10 protein-coding genes are annotated in these 14,253 nt (G+C 49.2%); 9 read left to right on the forward strand and 1 reads right to left on the reverse strand.

What is annotated here, in order from left to right:
- The first annotated feature begins 37 nt into the window (after window positions 1-37).
- The 8 genes from K0036_RS08255 (at window position 38) to mobB (ending at window position 9,543) form a co-directional block, all read left to right on the forward strand.
- Entirely contained in the window at window positions 38-1,345 is a 1,308-nt protein-coding gene (locus K0036_RS08255) for an ABC transporter substrate-binding protein (protein WP_025643775.1), read from the forward strand.
- Between the two features lie 66 nt (window positions 1,346-1,411).
- Window positions 1,412-2,290, forward strand: coding sequence for a carbohydrate ABC transporter permease (locus tag K0036_RS08260; RefSeq protein WP_173693194.1), 879 nt, complete (start codon window positions 1,412-1,414; stop codon window positions 2,288-2,290).
- A complete protein-coding gene (locus K0036_RS08265) occupies window positions 2,287-3,123 on the forward strand; it encodes a carbohydrate ABC transporter permease (RefSeq protein ID WP_173693195.1) in 837 nt (278 codons plus the stop codon). Before K0036_RS08260 ends, K0036_RS08265 begins: the two co-directional genes overlap by 4 nt.
- Window positions 3,124-3,158: 35 nt before the next feature.
- Window positions 3,159-4,838 carry a DUF4091 domain-containing protein gene (locus tag K0036_RS08270; protein WP_220431132.1) on the forward strand — a complete coding sequence of 560 codons (1,680 nt, stop codon included), beginning with the start codon at window positions 3,159-3,161 and terminating at the stop codon, window positions 4,836-4,838.
- Entirely contained in the window at window positions 4,835-6,925 is a 2,091-nt protein-coding gene (locus K0036_RS08275; protein WP_220431133.1) for a molybdopterin-containing oxidoreductase family protein, read from the forward strand. Before K0036_RS08270 ends, K0036_RS08275 begins: the two co-directional genes overlap by 4 nt.
- Window positions 6,912-7,331 (forward strand): 4Fe-4S dicluster domain-containing protein, encoded by a 420-nt coding sequence (locus tag K0036_RS08280; protein ID WP_220431134.1) that lies wholly within the window; start codon window positions 6,912-6,914, stop codon window positions 7,329-7,331. Before K0036_RS08275 ends, K0036_RS08280 begins: the two co-directional genes overlap by 14 nt.
- 20 nt (window positions 7,332-7,351) lie before the next feature.
- Complete coding sequence (gene glp / locus K0036_RS08285; RefSeq protein ID WP_259283417.1) at window positions 7,352-9,130, forward strand: gephyrin-like molybdotransferase Glp; 1,779 nt, start codon at window positions 7,352-7,354, stop codon at window positions 9,128-9,130.
- Entirely contained in the window at window positions 9,112-9,543 is a 432-nt protein-coding gene (gene mobB / locus K0036_RS08290; RefSeq protein WP_220431136.1) for a molybdopterin-guanine dinucleotide biosynthesis protein B, read from the forward strand. Before glp ends, mobB begins: the two co-directional genes overlap by 19 nt.
- 48 nt (window positions 9,544-9,591) lie before the next feature.
- On the opposite strand, the gene K0036_RS08295 is transcribed toward mobB, so the two are convergent.
- Window positions 9,592-11,679 (reverse strand): EAL domain-containing protein, encoded by a 2,088-nt coding sequence (locus K0036_RS08295; RefSeq protein WP_220431137.1) that lies wholly within the window; start codon window positions 11,677-11,679, stop codon window positions 9,592-9,594.
- A 150-nt stretch (window positions 11,680-11,829) separates the two neighbouring features.
- On the opposite strand from K0036_RS08295, the gene K0036_RS08300 reads away from it, so the two are divergent.
- Entirely contained in the window at window positions 11,830-14,232 is a 2,403-nt protein-coding gene (locus K0036_RS08300; protein ID WP_220431138.1) for a hybrid sensor histidine kinase/response regulator, read from the forward strand.
- Window positions 14,233-14,253 lie beyond the last annotated feature (21 nt).

Genomic DNA, 14,253 nt, shown 5'->3' on the forward strand with positions numbered 1-14,253 from the left:
CTTATAGACAAAAGAATATATAGGAGAGGAAGATCTTATGAAAAAGAAACTGTTAAGTGTATTATTATGTGCCGCTATGGTTGGCTCTCTTGCCGCCGGATGCGGATCAAAGAATGACAAAAAAGATGCCTCAGACGGGGATGGCAAGACGGTGCTTACATTCTGGTGCCATGACAATGCCCCTTGGGTAAAGGCTTACAAAGAGATGGGCAAGAAGTTCGAGAAAGCAAATCCGGATTACAAAGTAGAGGTGCAGGAGTACCCCTTCGAAGTCTACAATGACAAGATTCAGACAGCATTGACTTCCAGCACGTCCGGCCCTGATATCATAGCGGTATGGGGAGGCCTGGCGCCTTCATTCATCCAGTCAGACGCCCTGTCCGAAGTGCCGGAGGATCTTTCCAAGGAATTAAAAGAAGACTATCTGGCGCCGACGGTTGGAATCTATCAGAAGGAAGGCAAGTATTATGGCGTTCCGATGGAATTCAATCTGGAATATGGCGGTATGATCGTTAATAAGAAGCTATTTGACGATGCGGGAATCTCATATCCTAAGACCTGGGAAGACCTTCGCAAGGTGTCCAAGGAAGTATCCAGGCAAAACGGCGAGGTCGTAGAGATGAAGGGCTTCGAGATGATTGATACGGATGCGCTGATCTGCAACTATCTTGCAATGATCCTTCAGCAGGGAGGCCAGTATCTGCAAGAAGATGATTCCATTAATTTTGCCACGCCGGAAGGCATCAAGGCAATGGAAGAGATCCTGAGCATGGTGAAGGACGGCGAATGCGATCTGGACAACCTGACTGCCGGAGAATATTGCTACAACGACGTCTATCAGGATAAGGGCTACATGTCTTCTGTCGGCTCCTGGGCAATCGGCGAGGGAACAGATTCCTATGATCTGACATATGGAGAAGACTTCGAATATGTGCCGGTTCCGCAGTATGGCGAGAAGATGGCATTTGCATCCGAGACGGGATGGGGAATCATGGTTCCGGATAACGGAAAGAACAAAGACGCTGCCTGGGAATTTGTCAAGTTCTTCAGCGAGCCGGAGAATCTGGTACAGCACAATATCGCATGCAACCAGCTTCCGCCGAGAAAATCCTTGCTGGACAGCGAAGAGTATAAGGAGGCAATGCCGAATATCGCGTTCCTGCTGGATATTCTTCCTAGCGGACAGTGGATGGGACCTTATAATACCTCCGATATGCGTGAGATCTTCGACCAGATGTTTATCGGGCTTTGCCAGTCAGACAATCCGGATATCGAAGGAGCGTTAAAGGAAGCGTCTGAGAAGATAACAGAGGAATGCCAGATAGGCTATTCGATGGATGAATAGATAAGAGGCAGGGAATTCTTTGGGGGGATTCTCTGCCCCTTTCATATGACGGAAGGAAATGAACCAATGAAAAATAATCGTTTTGTAGCTGCAGTACTGATTCCCGGATTCGTTTTTATGCTTATCTTTGCAGTCTTTCCGGTGGCATACGGCCTGGGGATATCGTTCTACGACTATAATCCTGCCAGCACGCACAATCTGTTTCTGGGAATAGACAACTATAAAAGGCTGATCCAGGATGAGACGTTCTGGAAAGCGGTGCGAAACACCGTCTTTTTCTGTGTGATTGCCGTAGCTGGAAATATAGTGATCACGCTGTTTCTTGCGAAAATCATCTCTGTGCTGCCATCCAAAGGATTAAAGACTCTTTTTCGGACGATCCTATTTATCCCATGTATCGCGCCTATGGTAGGAACCTCTATGGTATGGAAGTATGGAATCGTAGGCACGGATGGGGGGATGATCAATCAAATTCTGGCATTCTTCGGAAGAAGCCCCAAGAACTGGTTTCTGACTACGCTACCGCTTATGATCATCATTATCGTTTATACGCTGTGGGCGGATATCGGATATAACGTGGTGCTATTTACGGCAGGGATCGAGAACGTGCCAAAGGAGTTCGATGAGGCGGCTGCCATAGACGGCGCAGGCCCAATCCGCAGATTTATCTCCATCAAGCTGCCTCTGATGGGACGTACGTTTGCGTTTGTGGCTATTATGACGATGGCCAACTATTTCCAGATGTTTGCACAGTTTCGCATATTTGCAGCCAAGGGCGGGATTGACAATTCTGCGATGGTGCTTACGAACTATATCTTTAAGACCAGTTTCCTAAGTTTTGATATGGGATACGCCTCTGCAATCGCAACCGCGTTATTCCTGATCGTATTCGTAGTCGCCCTGGTACAGAATAAGATGATGCGATCAGATTGGAGTTATGAATGATGAAGAGAAGCAAGAACGTATATAAAAGGTATCATTACCTGATTATCGCATTTATGGGCGTGTTTTCTGTGATCATGATGTACCCCATGGCATGGATGCTGGTGACTTCCTTTAAAAGCAATGCGGACATCCATAAGAATAAGGCGAAATTCTTTCCGGCAGAGTGGACGGTGGAAGGGTACCGCAGCGCTTTTGAAAAGGCGCCGATTGGAGACTGGCTTGTCAACAGCATCGTAATAACAGTTGTAATTACCTTTGCCGTAATCCTTACCAGCACATTGATTGGATATGTGTTTGCAAAATACGAGTTTAAGTTTAAAAGATCCCTGTTTCTTCTGATGCTGGCGACTATGATGGTTCCGCCCCAGGTGACGATGATACCAAGATACCTGATGATCCAGAAGATGCATCTGTTCAACACAAGATGGGCGCTGATCGTGCCCGGGCTTGTAAGCGCGTTTGCCATCTATCTGGCCAGGCAGTTTATCACGGATGTGCCGGACAGCCTGTGCGAGGCGGCTAAGATGGACGGAGCAGGGCCGCTTAGAATCTATTGGAGCGTGATCCTGCCGAATATCAAGCCGGCGATCGGCTCGATCGGAATCTTTACTGCCATGGCAAACTGGAATGATTATCTGAATCCGCTCCTGATGCTCAACGATATTGATAAGATGACGCTTCCGCTTGGCCTGGTGATGTTTGACAGCCAGCGTTCGGTGGATCTGGCGGCGACCATGGCCGCGGCTGCCATGATCATGATGCCGATGATTCTTATATTCGTCCTGTTCCAAAGACAATTTATCAAGGGAATGACCATGAGCGGCATAAAATAAAGCACGTGCGAATAGTAAATGAGAGGGAAATCAGAATGAAGAAAAATACAGAGATACATTATGAAATGAAGCTGCTAAGCTCGCTTGTGAAGGTATTTCCGGATGAGACGCCCGTATACAGGCCGGAATGCCTGCTTCTAAGCGCGCTGTGGGGAGAGACGGTATCCTTTCAGGCCGCGTATACCGGGGATTTTTTTATGCGGGAACGCCTGGACGTGAAGATTACATCACCGCTGGAGAAATGGATCAGGGTAAGGAGCGTGGAGCAGGTTCCGGTGGGACGGGCCACCAATGGAATTGTGGATGACAATTATCTAAGGACAACCTCGGGACTGTATCCGGATCTATTAAGGGACTTAAAGGACAAAAAAGCAATCGTGTGCTCCAACCAATGGCGAAGCCTGTGGATTGACGTGGAGGTAACAGAAGAGATTGCGCCCGGAGAGTACGCAATCGAAGTCAGCCTGCAAAAAGAGGGCCATGCAGTATGCTCCTGCGTCATGAAGATTACCATCATCGGCGCCAGCCTGCCACAGCAGAAGATCATACATACCGAATGGATGCATGCGGATTGCCTGGCAGATTATTACCAGGTTGACGTATTTTTGGAAGAACACTGGGAGATCCTTGAGAATTATTTCCGCCAGTATGTGAAAAGAGGCTGTAATATGATGCTTACGCCGCTTTTCACCTCTCCTCTGGATACGGCGATAGGACTGGAAAGAACCACGACTCAGCTGATCGACGTGGAAGTAAAGGACGGGGAATACCTGTTTGGCTTTGATAAGCTTAAGCGATGGGTGGATCTGTGCAAGAAATGCAGGATCAAGTATTTTGAGATGTCCCATCTGTTCTCCCAGTGGGGAGCAAAGTACGCGCCAAAAGTCGTGGCAATGCGCGACGGGAAGGAAGAGAAGATATTCGGGTGGCATACGCCTGCGGTGGGAGAGTATACCAGATTCCTCCAATGCTTCCTTCCGCAGTTGATTGAGAAGTTACGGGAATGGGAGATCGCGGACGTCACATATTTCCACATCTCAGACGAGCCAAGGGAAGAAGATCTTAATACCTACCGGGCTGCCAGGGAATCTCTGGGAAATCTGCTGGATGGATTCCAGACGTTTGACGCATTGTCGAGTTATGAATTCTACCGTCACGGCCTGGTTGAAAAGCCCATACCCGGCAATAATGAGATTGAGGAATTCCTGGAGCATGGGCTTACGGACATGTGGACCTACTATTGCACCGGACAGTACTATGAAGTAAGCAACCGGTTCATGTCCATGCCATCTGCAAGAAACCGTATCTATGGGGTGCAATTGTATAAGTACGATATTGTTGGAATCCTGCACTGGGGATACAACTTCTATAACAGCCAATTTTCCATCGAGCACATCAATCCCTATGAAGTGACGGATGCAGGAAATGCGTTTCCGGCGGGAGATCCATTCCTGGTGTACCCGGGGGCGGATGGGCATCCGGAGGAGTCCATCCGAATGATGGTGCAGGATGAGGCAATGGCGGATCTGAGGGCGCTTGAACTACTAGAATCCCTGACCAGCAAGGCGCATGTGATGGAACTGATCGAAGGAGAACTATTTGAACCCCTTACTTTTTGCACCTATCCCAAATCAGAGATGTACCTGATTACGTTAAGAAACAGGATCAACCGCGAGATTGGCAGATACCAGTCGGAAGGATGTGTAAGAAAATGAGCAAGACAAGGATCGTAAAAACAACCTGCTCCACCTGCGGCCCGTGCTGCGAAGTAGACGCCTATGTAGAAGGCGGAAAACTGGTAGGCGTGGAAGGCGCCAGAAATACGCCGGCCCAGTCAGGAGGCCTGTGCGCGAAAGGGGCGGCAGCGCTCCAGTATGTCTATAACAAAGAAAGAATCCTCTACCCTATGAGACGGGCAGGGGAAAAAGGAGAGGGGAAATTTGAGCGGATCTCCTGGGATGAAGCCTATGAGATGATCGCAGAGAACCTGCTTCGAATCCGCGAGTCTTATGGAGCCAGATCTACCGTTTTCTATGCAGGCTATCCCAAGTGGTTCCGTCCGGCGCTGCTGCGGATGGCCAATGCCTACGGGTCGCCGAACTTCTGTACCGAGTCCAGCACCTGCTTCCAGGCTGCGGCGCTTGCCTGGCGCTCCATATATGGCAATGGAATCTGCGGGCCGGATATGCCCAATGTCAAGACGCTGATGCTATGGAGTTCCAACCTTTATCATTCCAATACGCCCATGAGCGGCATGTATAAAAGCCTGAAAAAGAGGGGCGTCAAGATAATCGATGTGGATCCGAGGCATACGGTGACTGCCCATGACGCTGATATTCATCTGCAGCTGATCCCTGGCACGGATGGGGCGCTGGCTCTGTCTATGGCGCAGGTGATTATAGAGGAAGATTTGTATGACAAGGAGTTTGTAGAGCAGTATGTCTACGGATTTGATGAATATAAAGCCTATGTACAGGATTTTACGCCGGAGAAGGCGGAGAAGATTACAGGAGTTCCCAAAGACATGATACGTCTGGCGGCCAGAACCTATGCAGGCGAAGGCCCGGCCGGAATCATGTTCTCGGCATCTCCGGTGGTCCATCATTTGAATGGAGTACAGAATTACCGGGCCGTATTCTCATTGATCGCCATTACCGGAAACTATGATGTGAAAGGGGGCAATCGGCAGCGTCCCGCCCCTTCCTGCCCGGTAAATGAGTTTGGGAAAGTCCGGCGCTATGATCAGGAAGAAGCCATCGGACAGAAGGAATTTCCGGCCTGGTTTGACCTGTCCTGCGACGAGGCGCAGTGCACCAGGCTGGCAGACTACATACTTGAGGAAGACCCTTACCCGATTAAGGCTGTATTTGCCATGGGACTGAACCACCGCATGTGGCCGCAGCCGCAGAGGCTGAATGAAGCGCTTGGGAAGCTGGACTTCTATGTAAATGTGGAATTATTCATGTCCGAGTCAAGCAAGATGGCGGATCTGGTACTTCCGGCATGCACTTCCTATGAGAGGGAAGAGGTGCATGTCCTAAGAGGCGGAAGATTCTTCTTCTCCAACCAGGCGATCCAGCCGCTGGGCGAATCAAAGAACGATATTGAGATTATTATGGGAGTAATGAAGAAGATGGGCCTTAAGGACGAAGTGCTTTTACAAGGATATGATTCTTACATGGAGCATATCCTTAAGCCTGCGGGGATTACACTGGAAGAATTAAAAAGCCATCCGGAGGGCATGCAAGGGAAGAATCTGATTCCTCCGGCAGAAAAGACTTATGAGACACAGCCTTTTTACACCCCCTCTGGAAAAGTAGAGTTAAAATCCCTGGTGCTTGAGAAATACAAGGCAAGCCATGGCTATGACGGCTTGCCGGTTTACCATGACTACCGCATAGAAAGCAGCATTGACCGGGAGGACTATCCACTTATCCTGAATACGGGCAGCCGGAAGCCGCAGCTTTTCCATGCCAGGCTATACCGTATGCCATGGCTGGCAGGCATTGAGAAGGAGCCGCTGGTAGAGATCCATCCGGAAGATGGCAAACGCTATGGCATAGCGGATGGCAGTCCGGTAAGGCTGATTACTCCGGCTGGGGAGGCGAAGGGAATTGCAGCCTACGATATAGCCGGGCAGCCGGGCATTGCCTACATCTATCACGGAAGTTCCAAGGGAGACGCCAATGAGCTGATCGGAAAGGATTATCTGGATCCAATATCAGGATTTCCGGGATTCAAAGGCTATTTTTGCAGGATAGAGGCGGTGAAGGAGGAAGAGTGCCAGTATGATAAAGTTTAATGAAGATCTATGTATTGGGTGCTATGCCTGCTACGTGGCATGTATAGCCGAACATAACCCTCCCGAGGCAGAGAATGCATATAGTTTTCGCAGCATCAAAAAGACGCTGTCTGAGGATGCAAAGATGCAGAAAAACGTCTGCGATGGATGCAGCCACTGCGGGAAATGCTTGGAAGCCTGTCCGTTTGGAGCGATATATAAAGATGAGCAGTATGGGCTGATACTGACGGATCAGGATAAATGCCGGAAGTGCCGGAAGTGCCAGGAAGTCTGCCCAAATGACGCCATTCGCTTCGATGCGGATGGCAAGATGGAAAAATGCGACGGATGCATCGATCGGCTTAAGGAAGGCAGAGAGCCTGCATGCGTAAGAGCGTGCCATGTAAAGGCCATACAATGGCAGTAATAAAGAAGAAGGATCGTATCATGGAGAAAGAGATTGCAGGATATATATTGGCAGGCGGCGATAACCGAAGGATGGCAGGCAGGAAAAAAGCCTTGCTTACCTACCAGAATCAGACATTCTATGCTCACATCAGGGAACGCATGCCTGCTTTCAAGAATGTCTACCTGTCGGTGGAACAGGCAGCCCCTTATGAGGCATTGGATGCAGATCTGGTCATTGACCAATATGCAGACATGGGTCCCTTGGGCGGAATCTTAAGCGGCCTGGAAAAATGCGGCGAGGATGCCTTGCTGGTAGTGCCCTGCGACATGATTCCGTTTCCAGGCGACATGGCTTTGTGGATGGCAGAGCAATATAGAAAGACGGGGCGACCGGTAATTCCATGCGAGAAAGGAAGAAACTTATCATTTCCGGGAATCTATACGAAGGAAATGTGGCCGGCATTAAAGCAGATGGAAGAAGCGAAGGATTACCGGATAAGGAAGGTGTGGGAGTCGTTACGGATTCCTTACGAGAAGGTCCCTGTGGAGGATCATGGCTGGAAGATTGCCAACATTAATTCTGAGGAGGATTATAGCCTTCTTACCGGCGCGAAGATCAATATCTCCCTGGAGGAGGCTCTAAAGATATTAGAACAGCACATTACAAGGATCACGGACACCCAGATGGCTGGATTGATAGAGGCAGTTGGACGTCGGACGGCGCAGGACTTGTATTCCCCCATCGATCAGCCGCCTTTTGCAAGATCTCCTCTGGATGGATATGCGCTGCGGGGAGAGGACGTTAAAGGCGCGTCGCCTGAGAATCCGGCAGAACTGAATGTTGTAGACGAGATTTTTGCCGGAAGCTATTCGCTACGAAGGATAGGGCCGAAAGAAGCAGTGCGGATCATGACCGGAGCCCCTATTCCGGAAGGGGCAGATGCAGTGATCCGCCAGGAAGATACGGATTATGGAGAAGAAAAGGTACATATCTTTAAACCGGTAAATCCATATGATAACTATTGCTTCCAGGGAGAGGATTACAAGGCCGGCGCCTGCCTGGTGCATAAGGGCGAGCGGATGGATGCGGCTAGTACCGCCCTTGCTGCCAGCATGGGATACGACAGCGTAGCCGTGTTTCGCGAGCCGAGGATCGCGATCATAGCCACCGGAGACGAACTTCGGATGCCGGGAGAGGATCTGGAGGCAGGCCAGATCTATACATCCAACCAATTCCTTCTTGCCGGGCGGCTTAAAGAATTAGGAATCACGCAGCTGACGGTCAGAAAGGTGCCGGATGCTCCGGCCCAGGTCGCAGCCTGCATCAGGGAACTGGCAGGAAGCCATGATCTTATTATTACGTCCGGCGGAGTATCGGTGGGAAAGAAAGACATCATGCATGATGTGGCAGAGAATCTGGGCTGCCGGAAACTGTTCTGGAGGATCCGCTTTAAGCCGGGCTCTCCGGCTATGGCGTTCATGTATGACAGCACCTGCGTGCTGTGTCTGTCAGGAAACCCTTTTGGGGCAGGGGCAGGGATGGAACTTCTGGTCCGTCCGGCCTTGTCTTATCTAACGGGAGATGCAGGGTTTCTGGCGAAGGAAGAAAGTGCTGTAATGTCAGAAGATTTTCCAAAACCCAGCAAGATGCGAAGATTCCTGCGGGCAGTATTAACGGGAGAGGAGGTCCGGCTTTCAAAAGGCCTTGCTTCCTCGGGGGTCTTAAGCACCTTAAAAGACTGTAACTGTATAATCGACATCCCGGCAGGAAGTCCGGGACTTAAGAGAGGTGAGGAAGTATGCGTGAGGATTCTGTAAAAGACGATAGGCAGCTGATATTTGCGATAAGCGGATATAAGAATTCCGGGAAAACGACACTGATCGAAAATCTGATCCCTATTCTCACGGGATATGGATATAAAGTGGCGACTATTAAGCATGATGCCCATGACTTTGAGCCGGATGTGCCAGGTACGGATACGTATCGGCATAGAAAGGCAGGAGCCTTGGGTACGGCCATATTCTCAGGCCACAGATGGAGGATTGAAAGGGATGCCAAAGAAAAGATCAGCGTGAAAGAGTTGATAAAGGCCTTCCCTGACGCGGATATAGTATTATTAGAAGGGTTTAAAAATAGCGAGTATCCCAAATATGTCTGCAGCTGTCCTGAGGAAAATGCAGACGCGTCAAAGATCGCGGAGGTCATCCTGGATATGATAAATAGCAAATAGTAAGAAACAGGCAGCGCTGCCACATGAAAGCGTTCTGCCTGTTTCTTATTATTTGAGATAATCAAGAAATGCGCCTAATTCAATTGGACGGCTGTAATAATACCCCTGATAAATCGTACAGCCTAGCGAAAGGAGCATATCCCGCTGCTCTTTCGTCTCTACAAATTCTGCTACCGTACGGCAGTTCAGGCTATTGGACATGCGAAGGATGCTGGAGATAATATCCTTGGAACGCTCATTGCCGGGCAGCTGGGTGACCAGGCTGCCGTCCAGTTTTACCTCGCAGTAGGTATTTTCCTGGAGCTGGAGGATGGAATTATGGCCCATCCCGAAATCATCCAGGCTGAATTCGATTCCCAGGTTTTTCAGGCGCTCCATCCCCTTATCCAGGGCGTCGGACATTTCCATTGCAGCCCGCTCGGTGATCTCAAGATTCAGATGGATATGCCGCAGCTCATATTGATTCAGGATATCCGTTACCCTGTCAAAGTATTCGCTATCCAGCATCTCCTTTGGAGAGACGTTGACGGACAGATGGATGTCGTCTTTTAAGTACGAATCCATCAACTGCGCATCCTTACAGGCCCTGTTCAGAAGATAGTAGCTGAGTTCATTGAGGAAGCCATCTTCATATGCCAGGGCGATCGCCAGGGGAGGAGCAATATAGCCGGCAAACGGATGCTTCCAGCGCATCAGCGCTTCAGCCCCATGCAGCGTATCCTGCGCGGTAATCTGAGGCTGGTAGAATAACTGTATCTGCCCGCGCCGCATGGCGTTATGCAGATCCATGGCAAGGGTCTTGGCGTAATGGCTGGTGGAAGATTCCCGGTTTAAAAAGCGCGGGATATGCCCATTCTTTTCTCCAGCTGCCATATCCCTTTCCATCTGCCAGATGGCCTCCTTAAACAGGCTGGTCTCTTTTAACTCCCCACGCCGGATAAAAGGCATGTAGATCAGCACGCCGACAAAGATGTTGAAAATCTGCAAAAGGCTGCCCGCAACGGAGCCGGTAGCTTTATAACCGCTGACAATGATGGGGACGGTCCAGTCCACCGACTGGGTGACCACTGGCACAAGTCCTGTCCAAGTGGCAAACGTGCTGATTAAAGTCAGTACGACCGGAGCCAGGATAAATGGAACGAGCATAGTAAAATTAAAAATAATAGGAAATCCAAATACAGCGATCTCGCTGATATTAAATAAAGCGGAAGGCAATGCCACATAGGCAATCTTGCGGTTGTGGCTTTTTTTGGAAGCAAGGCACAGCGCGATGACGAAACTCAATGCGCAGCCGCAGCCGCCCAGGAATACAAAAGTATCCAAAAATGTCTTTGAGAATATTTCCGTGGGAATCTTGCCAGAATTTACAAGCGCCTGATTAATATCTATGTTGTGCTCGAATAGGCTGCGAGATACAGCTTCCAGCGTATTGGTTCCATGAATGCCAAGAAACCAGAGGGCATGGGTAAGGATCACATAGAGCAGGATGCCGAAAATATTACCGCTGATTCCGTCGAAAAGTCTCAGGAACAGATAGGAGCCAAAGTTTACGATATTATTTCCGCCGCCCCAAAGGCGTAGAAGGTAGCCAATCACCGCGAAGAATACGATAACGGCGATCACAGGAAAAAGGCTCTGTATGGAAATGTTGAACAGGTACTCCGCGCCAGTCGTATGCAGCCTTTCAAAACGGCTTCCGATACGCAGGGAATACTGAAACAGTATGCAGGAGAGCAGAGTGATGCACATAGCGGTAAACACCCATTCTGCGTCAAAGATATAGTCCGGCTGATCCATTATGCCGCCGCAGAAGGCCAGATAAGAACTTATAGCGACCAGAGGGTACAGCATGAACGTGTCCGTCTCGGCAAGGAGGCCATAGGACAGGCTGATGGTTATAATAAGCACCAGGGCAAGAGAGCCAAGGCTGATGGAGTATACCGTAGTTAAAATATCGGTCAAAGCGCCATTCATCCATGCTTCCAGATAACGCTGGTATGTATCGCTTGGAAAGTTAAGAAAGAGCAGGGCAAAGGAACCCATAATAAGAAATGGGATTGCAAGCGTCAGCCCGCGCCGTATAGACTGGGCATAAATAGATTTTTGAAAACGGCTGATGTAGTTATGGGGATTCATGACTGCTCCTTATAATAAGAAGAATTCTTTTATTTCATTATATCCTTTGTTTTTCAGTTGCACAACATGTTTCTTAGTTTATTGAGTTTTAAGGCCAAATCCGATATAATGGAACTAATAATTGCTGGCCAGGCGGAAAAGAGGCAAAAGATGAAAAAAGAGAATCTTGCTACGGTTCTGGACTCATTGTCAGAACTGTATATTTATATTATCGAACAGGAAACTCATAGATTGCTGTATTTTAACCAGCGCGTGAAAGAGGCTAGCCCGGATGTAAAAGTCGGAGCATGCTGTAGCGAGTTATGGCATGAAAACTGCGAGGATTGTCCTTTGCTGAGTATGGGAGATCAGGATTATAGCCATGTCATCCATTATAACACGCCTTTTGGCAGGGTGGTGGACATCATTGCCAATAAGACGGTGTGGGATGGAATACCCGCTTATGTGATCACGATTACGCCCCATAAATTAAACTTTGAAGAGACTCATGCGATAGAAGAGATTGAAAACATGTACTCTAAGAGCCTGGTTACTGTTTTTAAGGAATGTATTATTGCAAACTTGTCTCAGGACTATTATGTAAACTGCCAAAGCGATATGCAGTGGACGAATATTCCCAAGCAGGGACAGTTTGGAAGGGAGAATCGTATCTACGCCAGCAAGACGATCCACCCGGATGACTTGGAACTTTTCAATGCCTTTTTTTCAAGAGAGGCAATGCTGCGGCTATTCACAGAAGAAAATAAGAGACAGATATCCAAAAAAATAAGGCGCATGGTAGATGACGGAACTTACCACATGGTAGAATTCACTGCCACGCGCATTGAAGATAAACAGGAAGACTGCTGGTGCGTCCTGGTATTTACGGACATCCATGAAGAATACCTTCATGAGATGGAGCGAAACGTAGAGATGAGCCAGCTGGCCACTGCCGCGAAGGAAGCCTACGAGATGCTGATCGCAGCGAATCTGACGAAGAATTCATACTATATGATGGAGTATGACCGGTTCAAGACCAAAAAGGCGCCGGAGGCAGGAAATTTTGACGACTTGATGCAGGTTGGCGCTTCTACCATGGATCCGGATTACAGGCAGCCGTTTCTGGATAGATTCTCCAGGCCGTCGATTCTGGAGGCGTTTGAAAGAGGCGAGCGGCATATTGTCATGGAGGTCCGCCAGTTAGGCGATGATGGGGAATATCACTGGAATTCCGTACAAGTAGTCCGGGTGGAAAGTCCTTATACGGATGATATCCTTGAAATTACGCTGACTAAGAATATTGATGAGGAAAGAAGGCAGCAGGAAGAATATCTGGAGAAAGAGCGGGCGGCAAAGAAACTTCTGAAAGAAGCCTTGCAGAAGGCAAAAGCGGCAAGCGAGGCGAAAAGCGATTTCCTTTCTAAGATGAGCCATGATATCCGAACCCCGCTGAACGCGATCATGGGCATGACGACGCTTGCAAAGGCGCACATTGCGGAGCCGGAGAAGATCGAAGGGTACCTTAAGAACATTGAAGCATCCAGCTCGCACCTGCTGGGACTGATCAACGACGTGCTGGATGTAAGCCGGATTGAAAGCGGAAAGACGGAGCCTCAGGAACAGGAATTCGAACTGGAAGATATGGTTGAAAGCGTGACAGCCATGCTTAGGACGGTTCTGGGAAAAAGGCGGCAGCAGTTGTCCGTGGAGATTGAAGATGGGATTCATATGTCGGTGGTAGGAGACCAGCAGAGAATCCGCCAGATACTCGTCAATCTGCTGGATAATGCGTCCAAATATACAAAAGAAGGCGGAAGCATCCGGCTGTCCCTGGAGGAATTAAAGAAGGATCAGAGGGATGTGGGGACTTACCAGTTTACGGTGGAAGATGATGGTATTGGAATATGTCCGGAAGATATTGCACGTATCTTCGAGCCTTTCTGCAGAGTCGCCGACAGCAGGATCAGCAAGGAGCCTGGAACAGGACTTGGACTTACGATCGTCCAGAACCTGGTCCAGATGATGAATGGGGAGATACGGGTGGCAAGCGAGCCTGGCAAAGGCAGCCGATTCACCGTGATCCTTTACCTGACAAAAAGCAGCGGGAAGCATAAGGCACAGACTTCGGTAAAGATCGAGCCGGATGAAGCATTTGCGGGCATGAAGGTCCTGCTGGTAGATGACAATGAGTTGAACCAGGTGATCGCGAAGGAGATGCTGGAGATGCTGGGAGCCGAGGTAGAAGTGGCAGTAAATGGACAGCAGGCCGTCGAGATGATCGAGAGGAATCCGGAGTTTTATTATGAACTGGTATTTATGGATATACAGATGCCGGACATGGATGGCTATGAGGCGACGAGACGAATCCGAAGGCTCGGCAAGGAAGGGATTGACGAACTGCCGATTATCGCCCTGACGGCGGATGCATTCTTGGAGGATGTAAAGAAATGCCAGAAGGCTGGGATGAACGGCCATATATCCAAGCCAGTTTCCCTGGACAAATTTAAGGAAATTCTAAGTTATGGAATTCACTGGGAAGAGAAGAACAAGCGAAAAAAGCGGCAGCCGGTATAAATGTGCCGAGGGATCAGCCGG

Origin of the sequence: [Clostridium] scindens (genome assembly GCF_019597925.1) — a bacterium.
GTDB lineage: Bacteria > Bacillota > Clostridia > Lachnospirales > Lachnospiraceae > Clostridium_AP.

Bases quoted from the DNA above. Each gene is read 5' to 3' on its own strand.
- K0036_RS08255 (WP_025643775.1), top strand. From the start codon at position 38: ATGAAAAAGAAACTGTTAAGTGTATTATTATGTGCCGCTATGGTTGGC.
- K0036_RS08260 (WP_173693194.1), top strand. From the start codon at position 1,412: ATGAAAAATAATCGTTTTGTAGCTGCAGTACTGATTCCCGGATTCGTT.
- K0036_RS08265 (WP_173693195.1), top strand. From the start codon at position 2,287: ATGATGAAGAGAAGCAAGAACGTATATAAAAGGTATCATTACCTGATT.
- K0036_RS08270 (WP_220431132.1), top strand. From the start codon at position 3,159: ATGAAGAAAAATACAGAGATACATTATGAAATGAAGCTGCTAAGCTCG.
- K0036_RS08275 (WP_220431133.1), top strand. From the start codon at position 4,835: ATGAGCAAGACAAGGATCGTAAAAACAACCTGCTCCACCTGCGGCCCG.
- K0036_RS08280 (WP_220431134.1), top strand. From the start codon at position 6,912: ATGATAAAGTTTAATGAAGATCTATGTATTGGGTGCTATGCCTGCTAC.
- glp (WP_259283417.1), top strand. From the start codon at position 7,352: ATGGAGAAAGAGATTGCAGGATATATATTGGCAGGCGGCGATAACCGA.
- mobB (WP_220431136.1), top strand. From the start codon at position 9,112: ATGCGTGAGGATTCTGTAAAAGACGATAGGCAGCTGATATTTGCGATA.
- K0036_RS08295 (WP_220431137.1), bottom strand. From the start codon at position 11,679: ATGAATCCCCATAACTACATCAGCCGTTTTCAAAAATCTATTTATGCC.
- K0036_RS08300 (WP_220431138.1), top strand. From the start codon at position 11,830: ATGAAAAAAGAGAATCTTGCTACGGTTCTGGACTCATTGTCAGAACTG.